This window comes from Paenibacillus sp. PsM32 (assembly GCF_030433815.1).
Taxonomy (GTDB): domain Bacteria; phylum Bacillota; class Bacilli; order Paenibacillales; family Paenibacillaceae; genus Saccharibacillus; species Saccharibacillus kyungheensis.
This window is the reverse complement of sequence record NZ_JARUWY010000017.1, coordinates 1-22,619: the sequence shown is the minus strand read 5'-3', so window position 1 is coordinate 22,619 and position 22,619 is coordinate 1. Positions and strand designations below refer to the sequence as shown.

General features: G+C 41.0%; 39 protein-coding genes. All 39 read left to right on the top strand.

Annotation, left to right across the window (positions count from 1 at the left end; genetic code table 11):
• The first annotated feature begins 251 nt into the window (after positions 1-251).
• Entirely contained in the window at positions 252-560 is a 309-nt protein-coding gene (gene rpsJ / locus QCD85_RS21720; protein WP_028609655.1) for a 30S ribosomal protein S10, read from the top strand.
• Positions 561-604: 44 nt separating this feature from the next.
• Entirely contained in the window at positions 605-1,228 is a 624-nt protein-coding gene (rplC, locus tag QCD85_RS21715; RefSeq protein WP_069328353.1) for a 50S ribosomal protein L3, read from the top strand.
• 25 nt (positions 1,229-1,253) lie between these two features.
• Complete coding sequence (gene rplD, locus QCD85_RS21710; protein WP_273613662.1) at positions 1,254-1,877, top strand: 50S ribosomal protein L4; 624 nt, start codon at positions 1,254-1,256, stop codon at positions 1,875-1,877.
• Positions 1,877-2,170 (top strand): 50S ribosomal protein L23, encoded by a 294-nt coding sequence (gene rplW, locus QCD85_RS21705; protein ID WP_069328355.1) that lies wholly within the window; start codon positions 1,877-1,879, stop codon positions 2,168-2,170. Before rplD ends, rplW begins: the two co-directional genes overlap by 1 nt.
• 13 nt (positions 2,171-2,183) lie before the next feature.
• Positions 2,184-3,014, top strand: a complete 831-nt coding sequence (gene rplB / locus QCD85_RS21700) for a 50S ribosomal protein L2 (protein WP_069328356.1) — start codon at positions 2,184-2,186, stop codon at positions 3,012-3,014.
• Between the two features lie 62 nt (positions 3,015-3,076).
• The gene (gene rpsS / locus QCD85_RS21695) at positions 3,077-3,355 is read left to right on the top strand and encodes a 30S ribosomal protein S19 (RefSeq protein WP_069328357.1); all 279 of its coding nucleotides are present in this window, start codon (positions 3,077-3,079) and stop codon (positions 3,353-3,355) included.
• Between the two features lie 36 nt (positions 3,356-3,391).
• Positions 3,392-3,739 (top strand): 50S ribosomal protein L22, encoded by a 348-nt coding sequence (rplV, locus tag QCD85_RS21690; RefSeq protein WP_069328358.1) that lies wholly within the window; start codon positions 3,392-3,394, stop codon positions 3,737-3,739.
• Positions 3,740-3,759: 20 nt separating this feature from the next.
• The gene (gene rpsC / locus QCD85_RS21685; protein ID WP_069328359.1) at positions 3,760-4,425 is read left to right on the top strand and encodes a 30S ribosomal protein S3; all 666 of its coding nucleotides are present in this window, start codon (positions 3,760-3,762) and stop codon (positions 4,423-4,425) included.
• Positions 4,426-4,427: 2 nt separating this feature from the next.
• Positions 4,428-4,862 carry a 50S ribosomal protein L16 gene (rplP, locus tag QCD85_RS21680; protein WP_069328360.1) on the top strand — a complete coding sequence of 145 codons (435 nt, stop codon included), beginning with the start codon at positions 4,428-4,430 and terminating at the stop codon, positions 4,860-4,862.
• Complete coding sequence (gene rpmC, locus QCD85_RS21675) at positions 4,852-5,052, top strand: 50S ribosomal protein L29 (RefSeq protein ID WP_017815370.1); 201 nt, start codon at positions 4,852-4,854, stop codon at positions 5,050-5,052. The genes rplP and rpmC overlap by 11 nt, the downstream gene beginning before the upstream one ends.
• A 48-nt stretch (positions 5,053-5,100) precedes the next feature.
• Positions 5,101-5,364: a 30S ribosomal protein S17 gene (gene rpsQ, locus QCD85_RS21670; protein ID WP_017815371.1), complete on the top strand. Its 264-nt coding sequence runs from the start codon at positions 5,101-5,103 to the stop codon at positions 5,362-5,364.
• A 37-nt stretch (positions 5,365-5,401) separates the two neighbouring features.
• Positions 5,402-5,770: a 50S ribosomal protein L14 gene (gene rplN, locus QCD85_RS21665; RefSeq protein WP_069328361.1), complete on the top strand. Its 369-nt coding sequence runs from the start codon at positions 5,402-5,404 to the stop codon at positions 5,768-5,770.
• Between the two features lie 56 nt (positions 5,771-5,826).
• A complete protein-coding gene (gene rplX, locus QCD85_RS21660; protein ID WP_069328362.1) occupies positions 5,827-6,183 on the top strand; it encodes a 50S ribosomal protein L24 in 357 nt (118 codons plus the stop codon).
• A gap of 33 nt (positions 6,184-6,216) precedes the next feature.
• On the top strand, positions 6,217-6,759 hold the full coding sequence (gene rplE / locus QCD85_RS21655) for a 50S ribosomal protein L5 (RefSeq protein ID WP_204827268.1): 543 nt from the start codon (positions 6,217-6,219) through the stop codon (positions 6,757-6,759).
• Positions 6,760-6,827: 68 nt separating this feature from the next.
• Positions 6,828-7,013 (top strand): type Z 30S ribosomal protein S14, encoded by a 186-nt coding sequence (locus QCD85_RS21650; protein ID WP_037291562.1) that lies wholly within the window; start codon positions 6,828-6,830, stop codon positions 7,011-7,013.
• Between the two features lie 32 nt (positions 7,014-7,045).
• Positions 7,046-7,444, top strand: a complete 399-nt coding sequence (rpsH, locus tag QCD85_RS21645; protein WP_069328364.1) for a 30S ribosomal protein S8 — start codon at positions 7,046-7,048, stop codon at positions 7,442-7,444.
• Between the two features lie 31 nt (positions 7,445-7,475).
• Complete coding sequence (gene rplF / locus QCD85_RS21640) at positions 7,476-8,018, top strand: 50S ribosomal protein L6 (protein ID WP_273613661.1); 543 nt, start codon at positions 7,476-7,478, stop codon at positions 8,016-8,018.
• An 81-nt stretch (positions 8,019-8,099) separates the two neighbouring features.
• Positions 8,100-8,465, top strand: a complete 366-nt coding sequence (rplR, locus tag QCD85_RS21635; RefSeq protein WP_204827270.1) for a 50S ribosomal protein L18 — start codon at positions 8,100-8,102, stop codon at positions 8,463-8,465.
• Between the two features lie 26 nt (positions 8,466-8,491).
• Positions 8,492-8,989, top strand: coding sequence for a 30S ribosomal protein S5 (rpsE, locus tag QCD85_RS21630; protein WP_069328367.1), 498 nt, complete (start codon positions 8,492-8,494; stop codon positions 8,987-8,989).
• 12 nt (positions 8,990-9,001) lie between these two features.
• Positions 9,002-9,187, top strand: coding sequence for a 50S ribosomal protein L30 (gene rpmD, locus QCD85_RS21625; RefSeq protein WP_204827271.1), 186 nt, complete (start codon positions 9,002-9,004; stop codon positions 9,185-9,187).
• A 45-nt stretch (positions 9,188-9,232) separates the two neighbouring features.
• Positions 9,233-9,673, top strand: a complete 441-nt coding sequence (gene rplO, locus QCD85_RS21620) for a 50S ribosomal protein L15 (protein ID WP_069328369.1) — start codon at positions 9,233-9,235, stop codon at positions 9,671-9,673.
• Positions 9,673-10,971, top strand: a complete 1,299-nt coding sequence (gene secY / locus QCD85_RS21615; RefSeq protein WP_204827272.1) for a preprotein translocase subunit SecY — start codon at positions 9,673-9,675, stop codon at positions 10,969-10,971. The genes rplO and secY overlap by 1 nt, the downstream gene beginning before the upstream one ends.
• Before the next feature lie 94 nt (positions 10,972-11,065).
• Positions 11,066-11,713 carry an adenylate kinase gene (locus tag QCD85_RS21610; protein ID WP_069328371.1) on the top strand — a complete coding sequence of 216 codons (648 nt, stop codon included), beginning with the start codon at positions 11,066-11,068 and terminating at the stop codon, positions 11,711-11,713.
• A gap of 5 nt (positions 11,714-11,718) precedes the next feature.
• On the top strand, positions 11,719-12,468 hold the full coding sequence (gene map / locus QCD85_RS21605; RefSeq protein ID WP_204827274.1) for a type I methionyl aminopeptidase: 750 nt from the start codon (positions 11,719-11,721) through the stop codon (positions 12,466-12,468).
• A gap of 29 nt (positions 12,469-12,497) precedes the next feature.
• Positions 12,498-12,794 (top strand): KOW domain-containing RNA-binding protein, encoded by a 297-nt coding sequence (locus QCD85_RS21600; RefSeq protein ID WP_204827282.1) that lies wholly within the window; start codon positions 12,498-12,500, stop codon positions 12,792-12,794.
• 2 nt (positions 12,795-12,796) lie between these two features.
• Positions 12,797-13,012, top strand: a complete 216-nt coding sequence (gene infA, locus QCD85_RS21595; RefSeq protein ID WP_017815385.1) for a translation initiation factor IF-1 — start codon at positions 12,797-12,799, stop codon at positions 13,010-13,012.
• A gap of 113 nt (positions 13,013-13,125) precedes the next feature.
• Positions 13,126-13,239, top strand: coding sequence for a 50S ribosomal protein L36 (gene rpmJ, locus QCD85_RS21590; protein ID WP_003333770.1), 114 nt, complete (start codon positions 13,126-13,128; stop codon positions 13,237-13,239).
• A gap of 23 nt (positions 13,240-13,262) precedes the next feature.
• Complete coding sequence (gene rpsM, locus QCD85_RS21585; protein ID WP_069328373.1) at positions 13,263-13,628, top strand: 30S ribosomal protein S13; 366 nt, start codon at positions 13,263-13,265, stop codon at positions 13,626-13,628.
• 16 nt (positions 13,629-13,644) lie between these two features.
• Positions 13,645-14,040 carry a 30S ribosomal protein S11 gene (gene rpsK, locus QCD85_RS21580; RefSeq protein ID WP_017815387.1) on the top strand — a complete coding sequence of 132 codons (396 nt, stop codon included), beginning with the start codon at positions 13,645-13,647 and terminating at the stop codon, positions 14,038-14,040.
• Positions 14,041-14,179: 139 nt separating this feature from the next.
• Positions 14,180-15,124, top strand: a complete 945-nt coding sequence (locus tag QCD85_RS21575) for a DNA-directed RNA polymerase subunit alpha (RefSeq protein ID WP_069328374.1) — start codon at positions 14,180-14,182, stop codon at positions 15,122-15,124.
• Between the two features lie 35 nt (positions 15,125-15,159).
• Positions 15,160-15,525 carry a 50S ribosomal protein L17 gene (gene rplQ, locus QCD85_RS21570; protein WP_069328375.1) on the top strand — a complete coding sequence of 122 codons (366 nt, stop codon included), beginning with the start codon at positions 15,160-15,162 and terminating at the stop codon, positions 15,523-15,525.
• A gap of 144 nt (positions 15,526-15,669) precedes the next feature.
• Positions 15,670-16,449 carry a tRNA pseudouridine(38-40) synthase TruA gene (truA, locus tag QCD85_RS21565; RefSeq protein ID WP_301263872.1) on the top strand — a complete coding sequence of 260 codons (780 nt, stop codon included), beginning with the start codon at positions 15,670-15,672 and terminating at the stop codon, positions 16,447-16,449.
• Between the two features lie 268 nt (positions 16,450-16,717).
• Entirely contained in the window at positions 16,718-17,155 is a 438-nt protein-coding gene (gene rplM / locus QCD85_RS21560; RefSeq protein WP_273613659.1) for a 50S ribosomal protein L13, read from the top strand.
• Between the two features lie 19 nt (positions 17,156-17,174).
• On the top strand, positions 17,175-17,567 hold the full coding sequence (rpsI, locus tag QCD85_RS21555) for a 30S ribosomal protein S9 (protein WP_069328378.1): 393 nt from the start codon (positions 17,175-17,177) through the stop codon (positions 17,565-17,567).
• A 376-nt stretch (positions 17,568-17,943) separates the two neighbouring features.
• Entirely contained in the window at positions 17,944-18,636 is a 693-nt protein-coding gene (locus tag QCD85_RS21550; RefSeq protein ID WP_204827276.1) for a phosphoadenylyl-sulfate reductase, read from the top strand.
• Between the two features lie 139 nt (positions 18,637-18,775).
• Complete coding sequence (gene sat, locus QCD85_RS21545) at positions 18,776-19,945, top strand: sulfate adenylyltransferase (RefSeq protein WP_301263871.1); 1,170 nt, start codon at positions 18,776-18,778, stop codon at positions 19,943-19,945.
• 235 nt (positions 19,946-20,180) lie between these two features.
• Entirely contained in the window at positions 20,181-21,290 is a 1,110-nt protein-coding gene (locus QCD85_RS21540; RefSeq protein WP_301263870.1) for a P-loop NTPase, read from the top strand.
• A gap of 114 nt (positions 21,291-21,404) precedes the next feature.
• Positions 21,405-22,031, top strand: coding sequence for a stage II sporulation protein M (locus QCD85_RS21535; protein ID WP_301263869.1), 627 nt, complete (start codon positions 21,405-21,407; stop codon positions 22,029-22,031).
• A 168-nt stretch (positions 22,032-22,199) separates the two neighbouring features.
• Positions 22,200-22,430 (top strand): hypothetical protein, encoded by a 231-nt coding sequence (locus QCD85_RS21530; protein WP_069328383.1) that lies wholly within the window; start codon positions 22,200-22,202, stop codon positions 22,428-22,430.
• Positions 22,431-22,619: the final 189 nt, after the last annotated feature.

Genomic DNA, 22,619 nt, shown 5'->3' with positions numbered 1-22,619 from the left:
ATTGTAAACGAAAGACCAAATGAGGCCTGTTTCCTTATAAGGGAGACAGGTCTTATTTTTTTGTGTAAATGTTTCAAAAAAGACTTGCATAACTGTTTGTTATCATATACAATAATAAATGTTGTTCTGAGACGTTGCGATGACGTGAGAGGTTACCGACACACCCGGCTCCTTTGCCATGGACGGTATGCCGGAAAATTTTCACTGAGTATGTCCGATACCAAATTGGGCGATAGAAGGAGGGACTAAAAATGGCAAAGCAAAAAATTCGTATTCGTTTGAAAGCATACGATCATAGAATTCTTGATCAATCCGCAGAGAAAATCGTTGAAACAGCTAAACGTTCTGGCGCAGGAGTATCTGGACCAATTCCGCTTCCTACTGAAAAACAGATTATCACTGTTCTTCGTGCGGTTCATAAATACAAGGATTCTCGTGAGCAATTCGAGCAACGTACACATAAACGTTTGATCGATATTGTTAACCCAACTCCACAAACTGTGGATGCATTGATGCGTTTGGACTTACCGTCTGGCGTAGATATCGAAATTAAATTATAATCCACATAGATGTGGTAACACGTAAAATGAAAAGAGGTGTCAACATGAAAGGTATCTTAGGAAGAAAACTGGGTATGACTCAAGTCTTTACCGCGGAAGGTAACGTAATTCCTGTAACGGTTATCGAAGCTGGACCATGTGTGGTTCTGCAGAAGAAAGACCTGGAAAATGACGGATACGAAGCGGTACAAATCGGTTTTGCTGATAAAAAAGCAAGCAGATCTAACAAACCGGAAGCAGGACACGCTACTAAAGCGAATACTGTGCCTAAGCGCTACGTTCGCGAAATTCGCGGTGTTGACCTCGCTAATGTCGAGGTTGGCCAGGAACTCAAAGCAGACTTGTTTGCTCAAGGTGAGTTCGTTGACGTAACGGGTATTTCTAAAGGTAAAGGTTTTGCCGGCGTTATCAAACGTTGGGGCCAAAGCCGCGGACCAATGTCTCACGGTTCCCGTTATCATCGCAGACCAGGTTCAATGGGTTCTATCCAAGCGAACCGTGTGCCGAAAGGTAAACGTCTGCCAGGTCACATGGGTCATGATACAGTAACGATCCAACGCCTCGAAGTTATCAGAGTAGATGCTGAACGTAACGTAATTCTCGTTAAAGGCTCTATCCCTGGTGCTAAAAATAGTTATGTAAAAGTAAGAGAAACGGTTAAAAAATAACCAATCAAGAAAGGAGGAACAGGAAATGCCAAAAGTAGCACTTTATAGTATCGACGGTAGCCAAGTTGGCGAAGTTGAATTGAGTGATTCCGTATTCGGTATCGAACCTAACACTCATGTGCTTCATGATGCAGTCATTATGCAACGTGCTTCCCTTCGTCAAGGTAATCACAAAGTAAAAGGACGCTCTGAAGTTCGTGGTGGTGGACGTAAACCATGGAAACAAAAAGGAACAGGACGCGCGCGTCAAGGTTCTACTCGTTCTCCACAATGGAAAGGCGGCGGCGTAGTATTTGGACCGACTCCACGCAGCTATGCTTACAAACTGCCTAAAAAAGTTCGTCGTTTAGCGATCAAATCTGCTTTATCTTCTAAAGTAGTAGCTAACGAAATCATCGTTTTGGATGCACTAAGCTTTAGCGCACCGAAAACAAAAGAGTTCGCAGCAATTTTGAACAACCTGAAAGTAGATCGCAAAGTATTGATCGTAACTCCTAGTTATGATGATAATGTTGCACTATCTGCTCGTAACATCCCAGGTGTTAAATTCGTTGCAGCTGACGGCGTTAATGTTCTAGACGTACTTACGTACGATAAGCTGATCCTTACTAAGGATGCAGTTCACAAGGTAGAGGAGGTGTTCGCGTAATGAAAGATCCTCGTGATATTATTAAGCGTCCGGTAATTACTGAGCGCACTGCCGAGTACATGAGTGAACTGAAATATGCTTTCGAAGTAGACATTCGTTCTAATAAAACGGAAGTTAAAAAGGCAATTGAAGAAATTTTCAAAGTGAAAGTGTCTAAAGTAAACACTCTTCGCATGCCTGCTAAACCGAAACGTTATGGACGTCATTCCGGCTACACTTCCGAATGGAAGAAAGCTATCGTGACTTTGGCTCCAGAAAGTAAACCGCTTGAGTTTTTTGAATCTGTAGAGTAAGGAGGAATAAACAGTGCCAATTAAAAAGTACAAACCGACATCCCCGGCTCGTCGTAACATGAGTGTTTCTACATTCGAAGAGATTACAACGAACCAACCGGAGAAATCGTTGTTGGCTCCTCTTTTCAAAAGAGCAGGCCGCAACAACCAAGGTAAAATTACAGTTCGTCACCACGGCGGCGGACACAAACGTAAATACCGTATCATCGACTTCAAACGTACTAAAGATGGAATACCAGGTAACGTTGCTACAATCGAGTACGATCCAAACCGTACTTCTAACATTGCTCTGATCCACTATGCTGATGGAGAGAAACGTTACATTATCGCTCCTAAAGGATTAAAAGTTGGAGATCAAATTTTCTCTGGCGTAGGATCTGATATCAAAATCGGTAACTGCCTTCCATTGGAAAACATTCCAGTTGGTACAGTTATTCACAATATCGAATTAAAACCAGGTAAAGGTGGTCAGCTTGTTCGCGCAGCTGGTACGGAAGCTCAATTACTTGGTAAAGAAGAAAAATATGTCTCCATTCGCCTTTCTTCTGGTGAAGTACGTCGCGTACTTAAAGTATGTCGTGCTACAATCGGATCTGTTGGTAATGAAGATCATGAATTGATTAAAATCGGTAAAGCCGGTCGTAATCGCTGGTTGGGCAAACGTCCACAAGTTCGAGGCGTAGTAATGAACCCTAATGATCACCCACACGGTGGTGGTGAAGGTAAAGCTCCAATCGGACGTAAATCTCCAATGTCTCCATGGGGTAAACCTACTCTTGGATACAAAACTCGTAAAAAAGGTAAGGCTTCCGATCAATACATCATTCGCCGCCGCACGAAGTAAGATTTGTGCTTGAATGCTTGTAAAGTGTGAAGTGACGAAAAGATGAAGGGAGGATTCAACCTATGAGCCGTAGTCTTAAAAAAGGTCCTTTCGTGGACGGGTACTTGCTTAAAAAAGTAGAAGTATTGAACGAAGACGATAAAAAAGTCGTAATCAAAACTTGGTCCCGTCGCTCGACGATTTTCCCACAATTTATCGGACATACATTCGCTGTTTATGATGGTCGCAAACATGTACCGGTATATGTAACGGAAGATATGGTCGGACACAAGCTTGGTGAGTTCGCACCAACTCGTACGTACAAAGGTCATGCTAATGACGACAGAAAAACAAGACGTTAATATATAAGGATTTAAAGTAAGAGAGGAGGTCACGCAATGCAAGCGAAAGCACACGCAAAGTTTGTACGCATCGCTCCGCGTAAAGTTCAATTAGTAGTTGACTTGATCCGCGGTAAGCAAGTTGGAGAAGCGATCGCAATTCTGCGTCATACGCCGAAATCCGCATCCCCAATTGTTGAGAAGCTTCTTAACTCCGCAATTGCCAACGCTGAGTTTATTAGCTCAGAAAAAGAGTTGACTTTTGATGTTAACAACTTGGTAATTTCCCAGGTTTACGTTAACCAAGGACCAACACTGAAACGTTTCCGCCCTCGTGCAATGGGACGTGCAAGTAAAATTAACAAACGCACCAGCCATATTTCTTTGGTGGTAGCTGAAAAATAAGATAGAAGGAGGGAAAACGTGTGGGCCAAAAAGTAAATCCCGTCGGATTACGTGTAGGTATTATCCGTGATTGGGAATCTAAATGGTATGCTGGTAAAGACTTTGGCGATCTTCTTATCGAAGACGTTAAAATCCGTGAATACCTTAAAACCAAACTTAAAGAGTCTGCTGTCTCTCATATCGAAATCGAGAGAGCGGCTAATCGTGTGAACGTGACGATCCATACAGCTAAACCTGGTATGGTTATCGGACGCGGTGGTTCAGAAGTTGAAGTTCTTCGTACACAAGTAACTAAAATTGCTGGTGGTAAAAAAGTTCATATCAACATTTCTGAAATCAAAAATCAAGAACTTGATGCAATTCTAGTTGCAGAAAGTATTGCACAACAATTGGAACGTCGTGTTTCTTTCCGTCGTGCATTGAAACAAGCAATTCAAAGAACTATGCGTTCAGGCGCTAAAGGAATTAAAACAGCAGTTAGCGGACGTCTTGGCGGTGCTGAAATTGCCCGTTCTGAAGGCTACAGCGAAGGAACTGTTCCACTTCATACGCTTCGTGCCGATATTGACTATGGTACAGCAGAAGCGCATACTACTTATGGTCGTATTGGCGTAAAAGTATGGATTTATCGTGGAGAGGTTCTTCCTACGGCTAAGAAACAAGCTGCTCAGGAAGGAGGCAACTAATCATGTTGGTACCAAAACGTGTAAAACACCGTAAACAACAACGCGGAAGCATGTCAGGTCGCGCTAAAGGCGGTACTGAATTGAACTTCGGAGAATTCGGTTTGCAAGCTACTGAGCCTTCTTGGATCACTAACCGTCAAATCGAAGCTGCTCGTATTGCTATGACTCGTTATATCAAACGTGGTGGTAAAGTATGGATCAAAATTTTCCCGGACAAGCCAATCACTCAAAAACCTCTTGAGGTTCGTATGGGTAGTGGTAAAGGTAACGTAGAAAAATGGGTTGCCGTTGTTAAACCAGGTAAAATTATGTTTGAACTTGCAGGTGTTTCTGAAGAGATCGCGCGTGAAGCTATGCGTCTTGCTTCTCACAAGTTGCCTGTAAAAACTAAGTTTGTGAAACGTGAAGAATTGGGTGGTGAAGCAAATGAAAGCTAATGAATTGCGCAACCTTACCACTGCTGAAATCGAGCAAAAGATTGCTGGTTTTAAAGAGGAACTCTTTAACCTGCGCTTTCAACTTGCTACCGGTCAATTGGATAACCCTACTCGTATCAGTGCTGTGCGTAAACAAATTGCACGTGCTAAAACAGTAGTTCGTGAAAGAGAACTTGGAATCACATCGTAATCCAATATTTGAGAGCTTAAATGCTATCAGCTAGGAAGGAGATTAACTATGAGCGAACGCAATGCCCGTAAAGTACAAGTAGGCAAAGTGGTCAGTGATAAAATGGATAAAACCATCGTTGTTGCTGTAGAAACTTATAAAAAGCATGACTTGTATCACAAACGTATTAAATATACGAAAAAATTCAAGGCTCATGATGAAAATAACACTGCTAAAATTGGTGATGTTGTTAAAATCATGGAGACACGTCCATTATCTAAAGATAAAAACTGGAGATTAGTGGAAGTTGTAGAAGAAGCAATCATCATTTGATGAATGATGCTAACCTGTCTGGAAGGAGGAACTAACAATGATTCAACCATTTACACGTTTGGCTGTAGCCGATAACTCTGGCGCAAAAGAACTTATGTGTATCCGCGTACTAGGTGGTACTGGACGTCGTACAGCTGCAATCGGCGATTTGATCGTTTGTTCTGTAAAACAAGCAACACCAGGCGGCGTTGTCAAAAAGGGTGATGTTGTAAGAGCGGTAATCGTTCGTACAAAGAGTTCCGTTCGTCGTAAAGACGGATCTTACATCGCATTTGATGAGAATGCAGCAGTAGTTGTTAAAGATGACAGAGGCCCTCGTGGTACTCGTATCTTTGGACCAGTTGCTCGTGAATTGCGTGATAAAGACTTCATGAAAATCGTTTCTTTGGCTCCGGAAGTTATCTAAACGATTGTAAGATATAAAGGCTATGGCCTGAAGTGAGTTATAGGAGGTGTACACAAATGGCGAAAGTGAAAAAAGTGTTGGAATCTCACAACCACAAACTACACGTGAAAAAAGATGATACGGTTCTTGTAATCAGCGGTAAAGACAAAGGTAAAAAAGGTCGCGTTATCGCAGCGTATCCTCGTGAAAACCGCGTGTTGGTTGAAGGCGTGAATATGATCACCAAACACCAAAAACCAACTCAACTGAATCCGCAAGGAGGACGTGTTGAGCAAGAAGCGCCGATCCACGTTTCGAACGTAATGCACGTTGATCCTAAGGACGGAAAAAAAGTAACCCGTATCGGTTACAAAACATTGGATAACGGCAAAAAAGTTCGCGTAGCTAAACGCTCCGGTGAAACAATCGACTAATACTAATTGTTACGGAAAGGAGGACCTTCCAAAATGGCAACAAGAATGAAAGAGCTTTACTTGAATGAGATCTCCCCGGCTTTGGTACAAAAATTCAACTATACAACGGTTATGCAAGTACCAAAAGTTGAAAAAGTTGTTATCAACATGGGTGTAGGTGAAGCGGTATCGAACTCCAAAGTATTGGATTCTGCTGTTAACGATCTTCAATTGATTTCTGGTCAAAAACCAGTTATCACACGTGCTAAAAAATCTATTGCTGGATTTAAGCTTCGTGAAAACATGCCTATCGGTGTTAAAGTAACACTTCGTGGCGATCGTATGTACTATTTCTTAGATAAATTGTTCAACATCACACTTCCACGTGTACGTGACTTCCGCGGTGTTTCTTCTAAAGCATTTGACGGACGTGGTAACTATACACTGGGTTTGAAAGAGCAATTGATCTTCCCGGAAATCGAGTATGATAAAGTAGACAAAGTTCGCGGTATGGACATCGTTATCGTAACGACTGCTAAAACTGACGAAGAGTCTCGCGAATTGCTTACCCAATTGGGAATGCCTTTCGTAAAATAATTATTGAAATGTACAGGGTTCGGATATAAACCCTAGTTCTCCGAAAATATTAGGAGGTGTCAGGCTAAGTGGCTAAAACTTCAATGAAAGTTAAACAACAACGCACTCCGAAGTTCAAAGTACGTGCATACACACGTTGCGAACGTTGTGGTCGTCCACACTCGGTATTGCAAAAGTTCAAAATTTGCAGAATTTGCTTCCGTGAATTGGCTCATAAAGGCCAGATCCCTGGTGTGAAAAAAGCAAGCTGGTAAACATTTGATTAAGGGGAAGGAGGTTTACACACATGACTATGTCAGATCCAATTGCTGATATGCTTACTCGTATTCGTAACGCCAACGTTGTGCGTCACGAAACAGTTGAAGTTCCTGCTTCTACGATGAAGAAGCAAATCGCTGATATCCTAAAACGTGAAGGTTTCATTCGTGATGCTGAAGTTGTTGAGGATAACAAACAAGGAATTATCCGTATTTTCTTGAAATACGGTCAAAATAACGAACGTGTAATTACTGGTTTGAAACGTATCAGTAAACCAGGACTTCGTGTTTACACGAAAAGCAATGAAATCCCTCGCGTACTAGGTGGACTGGGAATCGCTATCATCTCTACTTCTAAAGGGGTAGTAACTGATAAAGAAGCTCGTCAATCGAAAAGCGGCGGCGAAGTTGTTTGCTACGTTTGGTAATTAACGTCATATAATAAGGAGGTGCAACTCTATGTCTCGTATTGGTCGCAAACCAATCGAAGTACCAAGTGGTGTTGAAATCAACTTGGATAATACTCAAATTACGGTTAAAGGACCGAAAGGTACGCTTTCCCGTGAGATTCATAAAGATATGAAAGTAAATATCGAAGAGAACACGATCACAATCGAACGTCCTTCTGATAATAAGACTCATCGTTCCCTGCACGGCACTACTCGTAGTGTAGTAAGTAACATGGTGAGTGGAGTAACTACAGGTTTCTCCAAATCCCTAGAGCTAGTTGGTGTTGGATACCGCGCAAGCAAATCTGGCGACAAAATTGTTCTAAACGTGGGTTACTCTCATCCAGTAGAAATTTCTCCTGAACCAGGCATCGAGTTCGATGTGCCTACAAATACGAAAATCATCGTTAATGGAATCGATAAAGAGCGCGTAGGAGCTTACGCTGCAAAAATCCGTTCCGTACGTGAACCAGAACCATATAAAGGTAAAGGTATCAAGTATGAAGGCGAGCGTATTCTTCGTAAAGAAGGTAAAGCTGGTAAGAAAAAATAAGATAAAGGAATACGTTCCTTTACCTTATGCGTGTTGAAGTGAGCCTGTGAAGGCAACGTGAAAGGAGTGAAATGTACAGTCATGATTACAAAAGCAGATAAAAATAAAGCACGTCTGAAAAGACACCTACGTGTTCGTAAGAACATCACTGGTACTTCTCAACGTCCACGTTTGAACGTATTCCGTTCTGCTAAACATATCTACGCTCAATTGATCGATGACGTAGCGGGTGTAACTTTGGTTTCCGCTTCGACTCTTGATAAAGAACTTGCAGATATTAAAAACGGCGGTAGCGTAGAAGCTGCTACTAAAGTTGGCGAACTGGTTGCAAAACGTGCATCTGAAAAAGGGCACACAGCTGTTGTATTTGATCGCGGAGGCTACTTGTATCACGGACGGATTCAAGCCTTGGCAGATGCAGCTCGTGAAGCTGGTCTTCAATTCTAAAACATTGTAAAAAGGAGGTTAACGACTTGCGTATTGATCCAAACACTTTAGAGCTGACTGAAAGAGTTGTAAACATTAATCGTGTAGCTAAAGTAGTTAAGGGTGGACGTCGTTTCAGCTTTAGCGCACTTGTAGTAGTGGGCGATGGTAATGGTTGGGTAGGCGCTGGTATCGGTAAAGCCGGTGAAGTACCTGACGCTATCCGTAAAGGCATCGAAGATGCTAAGAAAAACTTGATTCATGTTCCGATCGTTGGAACAACAATTCCTCACCTTGTTACAGGTAAATTCGGAGCAGGACGTGTATTGTTGAAACCAGCATCCGAAGGTACTGGAGTTATTGCTGGTGGACCGGTTCGTGCTGTACTAGAACTTGCTGGTGTAGGCAATATCTTGACTAAATCTCTGGGTTCTTCGAATTCCATGAACATGGTTAACGCAACGTTAGAAGGCTTGTCTCGTTTGAAACGTGCTGAAGACGTGGCTAAACTTCGTGGAAAATCTATCGAAGAGTTGCTCGGTTAAGGAGGGAACCTCATGGCTAAATTGGAAATTACCCTCGTCCGTAGCGTGATCGGTCGTTCAGAGAAACAACGTACTACTGTTAAAACACTAGGACTACGTAAACTGAACCACTCAGTAGTTCAAAACGATAATGCTGCTATGCGCGGTATGATCAAACAAGTGCAACATTTAGTATCTGTAAAAGAAATCGAAGGTTAATTTTAAAAAAATTAACCTACTATCAATAAGGAGGTGCAACGAACGATGAAATTGCATGAGCTTTCACCAAGCCCAGGTTCACGCAAGGAACGCAAACGTGTAGGTCGCGGTCCAAGTAGTGGTACTGGTAAAACATCGGGTCGTGGTCACAAAGGACAAAACTCTCGTTCAGGCGGAGGAGTTCGTCCAGGATTTGAAGGCGGACAAAATCCATTGTATCGTCGTTTGCCTAAACGCGGATTTGTTAACCCTACTCGTAAAGAATATGCACTCGTAAACATCGAAGATTTAAACAGCTTTGCTGCTGATACAGAAGTAACTCCTACGTTCTTGATGGAACAGGGAATCGTTAAAAATGCAAGAAGCGGAATTAAAATTCTTGGTAATGGCGACATCACTGTGAAATTGACTGTAAAAGCGAATAAGTTCTCTCAATCTGCGGTAGAGAAAATCGAGGCTGCCGGCGGTAAAACCGAGGTGATCTAATGTTCAAGACCCTAAAGAATATATGGCGGGTTGAGGATCTTAGAAATCGGATTATCTTTACCTTGCTGGTGCTCATTGTCTACCGTATCGGTGCGTTTGTACCGGTTCCGGGTGTAGACAAAAGTGTTTTCCAGTCTGCTAACGCTCAAGGTAAAGAACTATTCGGTCTTCTAAATACTTTCTCAGGGGGAGCTTTGGGGCATTTCTCCATTTTTGCCCTTGGGATCATGCCGTATATCACTGCATCCATTATAGTTCAGTTATTATCGATGGATGTCATTCCGAAATTTGCGGAATGGGCCAAACAAGGGGAACACGGTAAAAAGAAACTGGCACAGATTACCCGGTATGGTACTGTTATTCTGGGTCTGATCCAAGCCTTTGGTACATCGATTGGTTTCAACCGTTTATACAATGCAGAAATGATTCCTAATGCTACTGCGGTAGATTACATCATTATTGCAATCGTGTTGACGGCGGGTACATCATTCTTGATGTGGCTCGGGGAACAAATCACTGAAAAAGGAATCGGTAACGGTATTTCGATCATCATCTTCGCTGGTATTGTTGCAGCTATTCCACAGCATATCCGTGATATGGTTCAATCGGATTTCCTGCAACAAGGTCAGACGTTCTTTAATGTTGCGAAGTTAGCCATTGTTGTTATTGTCGTGATTTTCATCGTTGTCGGAGTTATCTTTATCCAACAGGGTATTCGTAAAATTCCAGTACAATATGCAAAACGCGTTGTAGGTAACAAAATGTATGGTGGACAGAATACACATATTCCGTTGAAAGTTAACTCAGCGGGTGTTATCCCTGTTATCTTTGCCGTTTCATTGCTACAATTTCCGATTATTATAGCAAGCTTCTGGTCTACTCATCTCTGGGCGAAATGGATTACTCAGAATTTGTGGTATGACAAACCGCTTGGTATGGTGCTGTATGTTATAATGATCATAGGTTTTACTTTCTTCTATACATTTGTGCAAATGAATCCTACGCAAATGGCCGATAATATGAAAAAGAATGGTGGATATATCCCGGGTGTTCGTCCAGGTAAGCCAACGGCTACTTATTTGACTCGTGTTATGACTCGTTTGACCATGACAGGATCATTATTCCTGGCGGTTATCTCGGTACTACCAGTATTCTTAGGAGCTATTTCAGGTTTGCCACAATCTGTGCAAATCGGTGGTACATCGCTTCTTATCGTTATTGGGGTTGCCCTTGACACGATGAAAACGATCGAAAGCCAGCTCATTAAACGCCATTACAAAGGTTTTATCAATAAATAGACGGCAGGTTCCGGCTGGAATAAGTCATGCTTGTTCACAACCGGCGCCTTTCGTGCTGTTCTTGCAGCATTAGTCTTAGGGGGAGTGACATTACGTGAACATCATATTCATGGGGCCTCCGGGAGCAGGAAAAGGAACACAAGCAGCTGTGATTGTGAAAGAGCTAGGTATTCCTCATATTTCTACAGGCGATGCATTTCGTCTAGCGATCAAACAGGAAACTCCTATTGGAGTAAAAGCCAAAGAATTCATAGATCAAGGTTTACTTGTACCGGATGACGTAACGAACGGAATCGTGGAAGAGCGTCTTGCTCAGCCCGATTGTAAAAAAGGTTTCTTGCTTGACGGTTTTCCAAGAACTTTAGCTCAAGCTGAAGCACTGGATAAAATGCTGGCAGCAATGGAGCGTAAGCTGGACCACGTGATCAATTTAAAAGTAGATCTCAACAAATTGCTTGTTCGGATTACCGGACGACGTATTTGCAAGACTTGTGGAGCTACTTACCATATTGAATTCAATCCGCCGAAGCAAGAAGGCGTATGTGATATTGATGGTGGTGAACTTTATCAACGTGCTGATGATAACGAAGAAAGTGTAGGAACGCGTCTGAATGAGTACCATACGAAAACAGAAGCGCCTCTTATTGCTTACTACGGTGATCAAAAGCTGTTGAGAGAGATTGATGGCGATCAAAGTATTGATGCAGTATCTAAGGATATTGTTTCATTACTAAGAGGTTAGGCAGAATGATCATTTGCAAATCCGAAACAGAACTAGGCTTTATGCGGGAAGCAGGGCGAATTGTAGCTGAGACGCATCGTCTAATCAAGCAAGCGATCGAGCCAGGTATTACGACCGAACACCTTGATCAGATTGCAGACCGTTATATTCGCAGTCAAAATGCCTTACCGTCATTCAAAGGATACAATGGTTTTCCTGCCAGCATTTGTGCTTCGGTTAATGAGCAATTAGTTCATGGATTCCCGAATAAACGCAAATTGCAAGAAGGCGACATCGTTACACTTGATATTGGAGCTGAGTACCGTGGTTATCATGGAGATTCTGCATGGACATATCCGGTAGGACAGATTTCTGATGATGCAAAAAAACTTTTGGAAGTAACTGAAGGTTCTTTGTATGCAGGACTTGAACTGGTCAAGCCAGATGTACGCTTGTTTACAATATCGCATGCGATACAGCGTTTTATTGAAGATGCCGGTATGTCTGTTGTACGTGAATACGTAGGACATGGTATCGGAACGAAGCTGCACGAAGCACCTCAAATTCCTAATTATGGAGTTAAGGATCGCGGACCAAGGCTGAAGCCGGGAATGGTTCTGGCAATCGAGCCGATGGTAAATGCCGGCACGCAACATGTCAAAACGCTTGAAGACAAATGGACAGTAGTTACTGTTGATGGCTCATTATGTGCCCATTTTGAACATACAGTTGCGGTTACACCGGACGGTATGGAGATTTTCACAAAACTAAACTAAATGCGTAGGTGATTCTTGTGAAAACAACAATGAACCCGCAGGTCGGTCAAATTGTGAAAGTGTTAAAAGGTCAAGGAGCTCCTCAACCTGCTGTTATCATTGCAATACCGGATGAGAAGTTTGTTTATATCGCCGACGGGAACAAACGAAAGTTTGACCAGCCGAAGAAGAAGAATCTGCTTCATCTGGAGCTAATGCCGGTGATCAGCAGCGAAGTAGTAAACAGTTTGCAAGAAAGCGGTCGGGTCACGAACGGGAAATTGCGTTATGCAGTTACCAAGTTCTTGGAATCTGCCGAAAACAGTGTTGAACAGAAAGGAGACTGACTGTGGCCAAGGAAGATGTTATTGAGGTAGAAGGCGTGGTTCTTGAACCCTTGCCGAATGCAACGTTCAAAGTTGAATTAGAGAATGGTCATCAGATTCTCGCTCATGTTTCTGGAAAGCTACGGATGCACTTTATCCGTATTCTGACTGGAGATAAAGTAGTTGTACAATTGTCACCTTATGATTTGACAAAAGGTCGTATAACTTACCGCAAATAGACACTTTAACACTAATCTATGTTATAATAGATGTTTATGAAATCATTGCTTGTCAGCAGATACAATGATTACAAGTAAGTTTTACGGACGTAAAACTTGAGGAGGTAATTAGCATGAAGGTAAGACCTTCTGTAAAACCCATCTGCGAAAAATGCAAAGTCATTCGCCGCAAAGGGAATGTAATGGTTATTTGTGAGAATCCTAAACACAAACAAAAACAGGGATAATTATCTAGGGGGTGTAGCGTAAAATGGCACGTATAGCTGGCGTGGATTTACCACGTGATAAACGCGTTGAGATCGCCTTGACATATATTTTCGGAATCGGTAAAACGACTTCCCAGAAAATTCTGAGTGATACTGGTATTGACCTGAACACTCGTGTCCGCGATCTTACAGAAGATGAAGTAGGAAAATTGCGTGAAGTAATTGGTAGTACTAAAGTTGAAGGTGATCTTCGTCGTGAGATCTCTCTTAACATTAAACGTCTAATCGAAATCGGATGTTACCGTGGTGTTCGTCACCGTCGTGGATTGCCGGTTCGTGGACAACGTACTAAAACTAATGCTCGTACACGTAAAGGTCCTCGTCGTACAGTAGCGAACAAGAAGAAGTAAGGGAGGTTAAAGCACAATGGCTAAAGCTAAAAAAGTCGTACGTACAAAACGTCGTGACCGTAAAAATATTGAATCTGGCGTGGCGCACATCCGTTCCACGTTTAATAATACAATCGTTACAATTACGGATCCTCACGGAAACGCGATCTCTTGGGCTAGCTCAGGCGGTTTAGGTTTCAGAGGTTCTCGTAAGTCTACTCCATTCGCAGCGCAATTAGCAGCTGAAACAGCAGCTAAAGCAGCAATGGAACACGGTATGAAAGCCGTTGAGGTTATGGTTAAAGGTCCAGGAGCTGGACGCGAAGCAGCAATTCGTTCTTTGCAAGCAGCTGGTCTTGAAGTTAACCTAATCAAAGATGTAACGCCAATCCCGCATAACGGATGCCGTCCACCAAAACGTCGCCGCGTATAATTGAAGCATGTCTCTTTATTTTGTAGTATAATCCCCGGCAAAGGTAAAGATACATTTACCGGGTATACTACTGCATGTCTATTTGTAAGTATTCAGCGACAGTTTCACAGGAGCGACGTTTTGAAGGAGGGATATTGCAGTGATAGAAATCGAAAAGCCGAAAATTGAGACCGTAGATGTAAATGATGAAGGTAACTACGGTAAATTCATCATTGAACCGCTCGAACGTGGTTATGGCACAACACTTGGCAACTCACTTCGTAGAATTTTGTTATCTTCTCTTCCGGGAGCAGCAGTAACATCTGTTCAAATCGATGGTGTATTGCATGAGTTCTCAACGGTTCAAGGTGTGATGGAAGACGTTACAGAAATCATTCTGAACCTCAAGGCCCTTTCGCTTAAGATCCACTCTGATGAAGAAAAAGTGTTGGAGATTGATGCGGAAGGAGAAGGGGCGATCACTGCAGGAGATATCCGTGCAGACAGTGATGTTGAAATCCTGAATCCGGATCTTCATATCGCCACTTTAGCTCCAGGTTCTAGACTTCACATGCGTATTTTTGCAAATCGTGGTCGTGGCTATGTTGCTGCAGATAAGAATAAACGTGATGATCAACCAATTGGTGTCATTCCTGTAGATTCTATCTATACTCCGATTTCCCGCGTTAACTATGGCGTGGAAAATACTCGTGTAGGTCAAGTAACGAACTATGACAAGCTAACTATTGAAATTTGGACGGATGGTAGCATTCGACCAGAAGAAGCAGTTAGTCTGGGCGCTAAAATTTTGACTGAGCATTTGATGTTATTTGTTGGTCTGACTGACGAAGCAAAAGATGCTGAAATCATGGTCGAAAAAGAGGAAGATAAAAAAGAGAAAGTGCTCGAGATGACTATCGAAGAGCTTGATCTCTCTGTACGTTCTTACAACTGCTTGAAACGTGCTGGTATTAATACCGTACAAGAGCTAACTACGAAATCCGAAGACGATATGATGAAAGTCCGCAACTTGGGCCGCAAATCGCTTGAGGAAGTTCAAGAGAAGCTTGAAGAATTAGGATTAGGACTTCGTCAAGAAGACTAATCATTTAATAGTGTAATGAAGGAGGGAAAAACAACATGGCATACCAAAAATTGGGTCGTAATTCCAGCGCTCGTAAAGCTTTGTTTCGTGACCTGGTAACTGACCTGTTCTTGTATGAGCGTATTCAAACGACTGAAGCTAAAGCGAAAGAAGTTCGTTCTATCGCTGAAAAATTGATCACCCTTTCTAAACGTGGAGATCTTCATGCTCGTCGTCAAGTAGCTGCTTATGTTCGTCGCGAGTCTCTCGATGGTGGACAAGATGCTATCCAAAAATTGTTTTCTGATTTAGCAACTCGCTATGCAGAGCGTCCAGGTGGATACACTCGTATTCTTAAATTAGGACCTCGTCGCGGCGATGCTGCACCTATGGTTTATCTTGAATTGGTAGACCGCGCGTAACATGCAGATGAGGAAAGGGTGGACAGGGTCAACAGATTCTGACAAAACCCTTTTTTTCTCTGTTTGGAACATGCAGTGTTTGAGGATAATGAGGGAGGGAGCTCCATTAGGGGCTCCCTTGCTTTGTATAAAAGGTGAGGATATATGAGGAATCTTTGTATGACTGTCAATTACGATGGAACAAGATATAACGGATTTCAGACCCAACCAGACGGAAATACGATTCAGGATCATTTAGAAAAAGCAATTGCTTCGATCATTGGAGAAAAACCAAAGATTCATGGCTCAGGTCGTACCGATGCGGGTGTACATGCGATCGGACAAGTATTTCATTTCTTGACTGAATCAACTGTTCCAGCAGAACGTTGGCCACTTGCTTTAAATGGTCGCTTGCCTAAAGATATTATTGTTACAAATGCGCGCGAGGTTCATTTGGACTTCCACTCACGGCGCTCAGCTAAACGAAAAACATATCGATACACGATTAACGCTAATCAATATCCAGACGTTTTTCTAAGGCATATGCAATTACATCATCCAGGCAAACTGAATATTGGAGCAATGCGTGAAGCTCTTTCCTACTTTATTGGCACTTATGACTTCACAACGTTTGCTTCAAAACATTCCGAAAAGCAAAGTCATATCCGTACAATCTATGAGGCACGTTTGGAAGTAGATTATTCTATGACCCGTCCTGATACAAGAGACCAAGGTATTTTACACTTTTATATAACAGGCAGTGGATTTTTACAGCATATGGTACGTATCATTATAGGGACTCTGGTACAAGTGGGAGAAGGTAAACACGAACCGGATGCTATTCCTAGAATGATTGCTGCAGAGGATCGTAGTATGGCAGGACCTACCGCAGTTAGCAAAGCGTTAACGATGTGGGGGGTTCACTATGAGGAGTTTAATACATAGTAAAATTTCAAAGGAAATTCCTAAGAAAATTTTTCTAGAAAAACTTCAAATAGTTCTTGCTTAACATGTTTTTATGCTGTAAAATAAAGTTTGTGTTTTCTTAAGGCTATCCCACAGCCCCATTAAGAATAACACCACCAAAAATTTTTAATCCATCACTTAATGACTATGTAACACTGTGTATTAACAACACTAACTCAAGAACGAAGATATATGAGAATATGTCTTAATGATATATTTTCAAAAGCACACTAAGGAGGAACTTTTCATGCGTACGACGTACATTGCGAAGCCAAGTGAAGTAGAACGCAATTGGCACATTATCGATGCTGAAGGCAAAACGCTTGGTCGTTTGGCTAGTGAAGCAGCTGCACTTATTCGCGGCAAACACAAACCACAATTTACCCCTCATGTAGACGGTGGAGATTTCGTTATCGTAATCAATGCTGACAAAATCCACTTGACTGGTAAAAAATTGCAAGACAAAAAATACTACCGTCACTCCATGCATCCAGGTGGTCTTAAAGTTACCACTGCTGATGAAATGATCAAAAACAAACCTGAACGTGTAATCGAATTTGCAGTTCATGGTATGCTTCCAAAAACTCGTATGGGTAACCAAATGAAGTTAAGATTGAAAGCATATGCTGGCGTAGAACACCCACATGCAGCACAAAAACCGGAAGTTTACGAACTTCGCGGCTAATTAAAAGGAGGACAGTTTCATGGCACAAGTACAATACTATGGGACAGGTCGTCGTAAACATTCGGTAGCACGTGTTCGCCTTGTACCGGGTGAAGGACGCATTGTCATCAATAAACGCGACATCAATGAATATTTCGGTTTAGATACACTTAAACTGATCGTAAAACAACCACTTAACTTGACAGAAACAATCGGAAGCTACGATGTAATCGTATTGGCTCACGGTGGTGGTATTTCTGGTCAAGCAGGAGCAATCCGTCACGGTATTTCCCGTGCATTGCTTAAAGCTGATCCTGAACTTCGTGGATCTTTGAAAAAAGCTGGATTCCTGACTCGTGACCCTCGTATGAAAGAACGTAAAAAATACGGTCTTAAAGCAGCACGTCGCGCACCTCAGTTCTCCAAACGTTAATATTCCTTGTTTATCAAGGATTACAGAAGCCTCTTACCAGAAATGGTGGGAGGCTTTTTTGTGTTTATCTTTCAATTGAAGCTCGTTTGACCACCATTTGACCACCATTTGACCACATGTGATTTGTGCATAACCTTGTGTATAAAGTAACTACTATGACAATCATTTCAACAAAGTTATTCTTAGTTATAAAATAGTGTGAATAACTTGTGATTAACTTTCAAAATACTATTGAATCCTCAACCATTAAGTACTATAATATACATAATTCTTAGTTGTTTAGTCGGCTTTAAAAATATGATTAATAAATAGTCATTTGTTGAACGTACTTAAAACCAAAATGGGAAAATGAATTCCAAAGGTGGGGGAACTAAATATGAATCTATTGGAAAAAGAAGAATTAGCTAGAGTGAAAGCTGAAGAATTAGAACATGCTACAGCTGAACAAGTGATTCGTTGGGCTGTGGATAATTTTGAAAGTCTTACTTTTGCTTGTAGTTTTGGAGCGGAAGATGTAGTTATTGTTGATATGTTACAAAATATCAGCCCGTCCACTGATATTTTCTATTTAGATACTGATTTCCATTTTAAAGAAACCTACGAGACACGTGATCGTATGATTGAACGTTATGGTTTGGAGTTTGTAAAAGTAGATCCTAAGCTAACACCGGAAGAACAAGCAGCCGCTCATGGAGAAGCTTTATGGACAGTAGATCCTAATGCATGCTGCAATATTCGTAAAGTAGAGCCTTTAACTCGTATATTATCTCAATATGATTCTTGGATTACAGGTATTCGTCGCGATCAAGCGCCAACTCGTGCAAATGCTAAAAAAATAGAGTACGATTCTAAATTTGGGTTAATGAAGTTTAATCCGATTGCAGATTGGACTTCTGAAGACGTATGGAAGTATATTCGTGATAACGATATTATCTACAACCCTCTTCATGATCAACATTATCCTAGTATAGGTTGTGAACAATGCACACGTCAGGTGATGCCTGGTGAAGACCCTCGCGCAGGACGCTGGGCTAATTCAGATAAAACAGAATGTGGATTGCACAAATAAACAAATTAACTTCATGATAAATATAAATAACATAAGCCGACCAAGTGATTTTTCTAACCATCTGGTCGGCTTCATGTATACTTAGCACAGTTAGACAATACAACATACCTATTTATGATAAGACAGGAGCGATTACAGAATGACAACAATTTTGCCGCATGGTGGTCGATTGATTCAACGTATTGTAAAAGAGGAAGATCGTGATCAGTTATTGGCTCAAGCTCAGCAATGGAAACAGATTCCTATCAATACATGGACTATATCTGATCTAGATCTTATAGGTGTAGGTGCTTTCTCTCCACTAGAAGGATTTATGGAAGAAAAGGACTATCATTCTGTTTTGGAAAATATGAGATTGTCCAATGGTACGGTATGGAGTATTCCAATTACTCTAGCTTTAGACGAGTCTATTACATCCACATTGCAAATCGGCGAACAGGTGGCTTTGGTAGGAGAGCAGGATGGAGAAATCTACGGTACATTAGAAGTACGTAGTATCTATAACGTAGATCAACAACAAGAAGCTGTGAAAGTCTTCAAAACCGATGATCCTGAGCATCCAGGGGTACAAAAATTAATTAGTCGTTCTTCCATTTATGTTGGAGGACCTATCCAAGTCTTAAAACGTCCTCAGCCTGAGAAATTTGGTGAGTTTTATTTTGATCCCGAACAAACAAGACAAATTTTTGCAGATAAAGGTTGGAAAACTGTGGTAGGATTCCAGACTCGTAATCCTGTTCATCGTGCTCATGAGTATATTCAAAAAAGTGCGATGGAAATTGTAGATGCTTTGTTTCTAAACCCATTAGTAGGTGAAACCAAATCCGATGATGTTCCTGCTAATGTACGGATGCGTAGTTATTTGGTTCTTTTAGAAAATTACTATCCAAAAGATCGAGCATTTTTAGGTGTGTTTCCGGCGGCTATGCGTTATGCAGGGCCAAGAGAAGCTATATTCCATGCAATGGTTCGCAAAAATTATGGTTGTACTCATTTTATCGTTGGTCGTGATCATGCAGGTGTGGGTGATTATTACGGAACATATGAAGCTCAAGAAATTTTTAAGCATTTTACAGCAGAAGAATTAGGAATTACGCCATTATTTTTTGAACATAGCTTTTTTTGTACCAAATGCGGTAACATGGCTTCTAGCAAAACCTGCCCGCATCCGAAAGAAAATCATTTAACCCTTTCTGGGACAAAAGTAAGAGCATTACTAAGAGATGGTCAATGCCCTCCACCTGAGTTCACACGTCCAGAAGTAGCAGAAGTGTTGATTGAAGGTATGGCTGAACATATCAACTCCTAAATGTGAGAACGACAAAACCGTTTTACTTGGGTCATGTTATGATGATCTAGAGTAGAACGGTTTTTAGTATATAGAACAACTGGAATAGATGCAGAAACATTTTATTTGTATTTTTACAATGTATGATTCGCGAATCAATATTATAAAATGGTATAATACAACGTATTGCGTTATGATCTCATGGTTATCTTTATAACGGTATATTGAATCTAATCACATAAGGAGTGCACCTCATATGTTATCAAGAGACTATGTTTTGGAATTACTAAGTACTGTTACAGATCCACAGTATGATTTTCCTCTAGTAGAAATGCAATTTATTCGTGATATTATGATCAAAGATTCCAGAATTTCTCTCACCGTAGTGGGGATTGAGTTAGGTCAAGAGTATAAAGACGCTTTAGAACAGTCGATTCGGTCAGCTCTCAAAATTGTAGAACCTATTGATCTACATATTCGTTTTAGAGCGCCTTCTGAGCTTGAAATGGCTACAGTACGTCAATTACTCTCTCCAGACACAGAAGAAGCATTACCGCCTGAATCTGAGACCCACAAAGGTCATGCAGCAGGTCTGGAGCAGCTCCCTATCATTCATGCTAACTCTGGTGTTCGTTTTATAGCTGTAGCTAGTGGTAAAGGTGGAGTAGGTAAATCTACTGTTACTGTCAATTTAGCAACGGCATTAGTGCGCCAAGGAAAAAGAGTCGGCATTATTGATGCTGATATCTACGGTTTCAGTATTCCAGATATGATGGGAATAGAAGAAGGGCCTACAGTAGAAGAAGGACGTATTCAACCGGTGGAGCGATTTGGAGTTCAAGTGATGTCGATGGGATTCTTTATTAAAGAAAATAATCCTGTTATATGGCGCGGACCGATGCTTGGCAAAATGCTTCGTCAATTTTTTGCCGATGTAGATTGGGATCAACTGGACTACATGTTGTTAGATCTTCCACCAGGAACAGGTGATGTCGCACTCGATGTTCATCAAATTCTGCCACAAAGTAAAGAGATACTCGTCACGACTCCTCATGCAACAGCAGCATTTGTAGCAGCTCGCGCAGGAACAATGGCATTACAGACCGATCATGAAATTCTAGGTGTCGTTGAAAATATGTCCTATTACCAGGCAAGAGATGGACAAAGAGAGTATGTATTTGGTAGAGGTGGCGGTGGACAACTTGCAGAAACCTTGCATACAGAGTTACTCGCTCAAATCCCATTAGGTGCACCTGATAATTTACCAACAGACCCGGACTTTTCACCTTCTGTCTACAAAGAAGATAGTGAAATCGGTCAACTGTATAATGAATTAGCTCTGAAAATTATTGAAAAACACAACTAAATCTTAAACTAGATCATGAGGAATATATAAAGAGCAGATAGAGAGGAAGGAGTAGTATACCTTTCTCTTTATTTTTTATCTTTCTATCAAATGACATTGCAAAGGAGTACACATATGGGTTCATTATTTTCATTTCGTACCTTTTGGCGCGATCTCAAATCCAACCGATCCATGCTGTTGGTTTCAACTGTTCTGTTTGTAGTAGGAATCATAGCAGGTATCTTATTAGTGGAACCATTAGGTAACTATCTAAGAGAACAATTACAACAATTGCAAATAGTTAAAGGGCAGCTTGATCAAGGACAGCATGTAGAACTTAATTATTTTGTATTTATCTTTTTAAACAATGCAATTAAAAGTATCCTTATCATCTATTTAGGAGTCTTTATTGGGATTGTCCCTGTATTCTTCTTAGTCATGAACGGAATGATTATAGGATTTCTATTACGAACTTATGATATGCAAGGACAGGATGTGGTGACTTTAATAGTCAAAGGATTATTACCACATGGAATATTTGAAATTCCAGCTATTCTTATCGCAGCAGCTTATAGCTTAAAATTGGGCAAGTTAGTATTAGATAGTCTCACTACTTGGAACCCAGCAGGGCGATATCAACTTAAAATAGCGTGGAAACAATTTATGAGATCTACAATTACTGCTTCATTTTGGATCGTAATTATCCTTTTTGTAGCAGCAATCATCGAGAGTACAATAACATTTTGGTTGATGAAGGCTTAGTTATTTATAAAAAACCACATACAAACAGTTACAAGTATGCCTAATTAGGTTAATTCATCACTATCCAGAAGGCTGTTATCTATCATAATTCTATCAAGAGGTATGAACTGATAAATAGCAGCCTGAAAGATATACTGTGAAGAGTTACAATTTAGGGAGGATATTTATATGCTTGGAATGTTATTGAACGATAAAGAGTGCAAAGAGATGGCGTATGTATTACGGAAAGAGTTAGACGAAATGTTATTTGATCTAAGTGATCAACGATTAAATCAAGATATACGTAAATCAATAGATAAAAGATATAAAACTATTTTCCAAATGTATGCACGTTTTGCACCACAAAAAGAACTATCAAAATATGTACGGAATGGTCGCTACAAAGAGACTAATAATTAAATTATAAAAAACTATTGACGTAAACTATAAATATATGATAAATTAATTCTCGCACTGTTTTTAATGTTTTAAAGTGATGAACGCAATGAGAGAGATTAACAAATTTCAACATTGTAGATCGCTTGAAAAAAAGATTGAAAAAAAGTGTTGACGAAATGAAATGAGCATGATATATTATAAGAGTTGCTG

Bases quoted from the DNA above. Each gene is read 5' to 3' on its own strand.
- rpsJ (WP_028609655.1), top strand. From the start codon at position 252: ATGGCAAAGCAAAAAATTCGTATTCGTTTGAAAGCATACGATCATAGA.
- rplC (WP_069328353.1), top strand. From the start codon at position 605: ATGAAAGGTATCTTAGGAAGAAAACTGGGTATGACTCAAGTCTTTACC.
- rplD (WP_273613662.1), top strand. From the start codon at position 1,254: ATGCCAAAAGTAGCACTTTATAGTATCGACGGTAGCCAAGTTGGCGAA.
- rplW (WP_069328355.1), top strand. From the start codon at position 1,877: ATGAAAGATCCTCGTGATATTATTAAGCGTCCGGTAATTACTGAGCGC.
- rpsS (WP_069328357.1), top strand. From the start codon at position 3,077: ATGAGCCGTAGTCTTAAAAAAGGTCCTTTCGTGGACGGGTACTTGCTT.
- rplV (WP_069328358.1), top strand. From the start codon at position 3,392: ATGCAAGCGAAAGCACACGCAAAGTTTGTACGCATCGCTCCGCGTAAA.
- rplP (WP_069328360.1), top strand. From the start codon at position 4,428: ATGTTGGTACCAAAACGTGTAAAACACCGTAAACAACAACGCGGAAGC.
- rpmC (WP_017815370.1), top strand. From the start codon at position 4,852: ATGAAAGCTAATGAATTGCGCAACCTTACCACTGCTGAAATCGAGCAA.
- rpsQ (WP_017815371.1), top strand. From the start codon at position 5,101: ATGAGCGAACGCAATGCCCGTAAAGTACAAGTAGGCAAAGTGGTCAGT.
- rplN (WP_069328361.1), top strand. From the start codon at position 5,402: ATGATTCAACCATTTACACGTTTGGCTGTAGCCGATAACTCTGGCGCA.
- rplX (WP_069328362.1), top strand. From the start codon at position 5,827: ATGGCGAAAGTGAAAAAAGTGTTGGAATCTCACAACCACAAACTACAC.
- rplE (WP_204827268.1), top strand. From the start codon at position 6,217: ATGGCAACAAGAATGAAAGAGCTTTACTTGAATGAGATCTCCCCGGCT.
- rpsH (WP_069328364.1), top strand. From the start codon at position 7,046: ATGACTATGTCAGATCCAATTGCTGATATGCTTACTCGTATTCGTAAC.
- rplF (WP_273613661.1), top strand. From the start codon at position 7,476: ATGTCTCGTATTGGTCGCAAACCAATCGAAGTACCAAGTGGTGTTGAA.
- rplR (WP_204827270.1), top strand. From the start codon at position 8,100: ATGATTACAAAAGCAGATAAAAATAAAGCACGTCTGAAAAGACACCTA.
- rpmD (WP_204827271.1), top strand. From the start codon at position 9,002: ATGGCTAAATTGGAAATTACCCTCGTCCGTAGCGTGATCGGTCGTTCA.
- rplO (WP_069328369.1), top strand. From the start codon at position 9,233: ATGAAATTGCATGAGCTTTCACCAAGCCCAGGTTCACGCAAGGAACGC.
- secY (WP_204827272.1), top strand. From the start codon at position 9,673: ATGTTCAAGACCCTAAAGAATATATGGCGGGTTGAGGATCTTAGAAAT.
- map (WP_204827274.1), top strand. From the start codon at position 11,719: ATGATCATTTGCAAATCCGAAACAGAACTAGGCTTTATGCGGGAAGCA.
- QCD85_RS21600 (WP_204827282.1), top strand. From the start codon at position 12,498: ATGAACCCGCAGGTCGGTCAAATTGTGAAAGTGTTAAAAGGTCAAGGA.
- rpmJ (WP_003333770.1), top strand. From the start codon at position 13,126: ATGAAGGTAAGACCTTCTGTAAAACCCATCTGCGAAAAATGCAAAGTC.
- rpsM (WP_069328373.1), top strand. From the start codon at position 13,263: ATGGCACGTATAGCTGGCGTGGATTTACCACGTGATAAACGCGTTGAG.
- rpsK (WP_017815387.1), top strand. From the start codon at position 13,645: ATGGCTAAAGCTAAAAAAGTCGTACGTACAAAACGTCGTGACCGTAAA.
- rplQ (WP_069328375.1), top strand. From the start codon at position 15,160: ATGGCATACCAAAAATTGGGTCGTAATTCCAGCGCTCGTAAAGCTTTG.
- truA (WP_301263872.1), top strand. From the start codon at position 15,670: ATGAGGAATCTTTGTATGACTGTCAATTACGATGGAACAAGATATAAC.
- rplM (WP_273613659.1), top strand. From the start codon at position 16,718: ATGCGTACGACGTACATTGCGAAGCCAAGTGAAGTAGAACGCAATTGG.
- rpsI (WP_069328378.1), top strand. From the start codon at position 17,175: ATGGCACAAGTACAATACTATGGGACAGGTCGTCGTAAACATTCGGTA.
- QCD85_RS21550 (WP_204827276.1), top strand. From the start codon at position 17,944: ATGAATCTATTGGAAAAAGAAGAATTAGCTAGAGTGAAAGCTGAAGAA.
- sat (WP_301263871.1), top strand. From the start codon at position 18,776: ATGACAACAATTTTGCCGCATGGTGGTCGATTGATTCAACGTATTGTA.
- QCD85_RS21540 (WP_301263870.1), top strand. From the start codon at position 20,181: ATGTTATCAAGAGACTATGTTTTGGAATTACTAAGTACTGTTACAGAT.
- QCD85_RS21535 (WP_301263869.1), top strand. From the start codon at position 21,405: ATGGGTTCATTATTTTCATTTCGTACCTTTTGGCGCGATCTCAAATCC.
- QCD85_RS21530 (WP_069328383.1), top strand. From the start codon at position 22,200: ATGCTTGGAATGTTATTGAACGATAAAGAGTGCAAAGAGATGGCGTAT.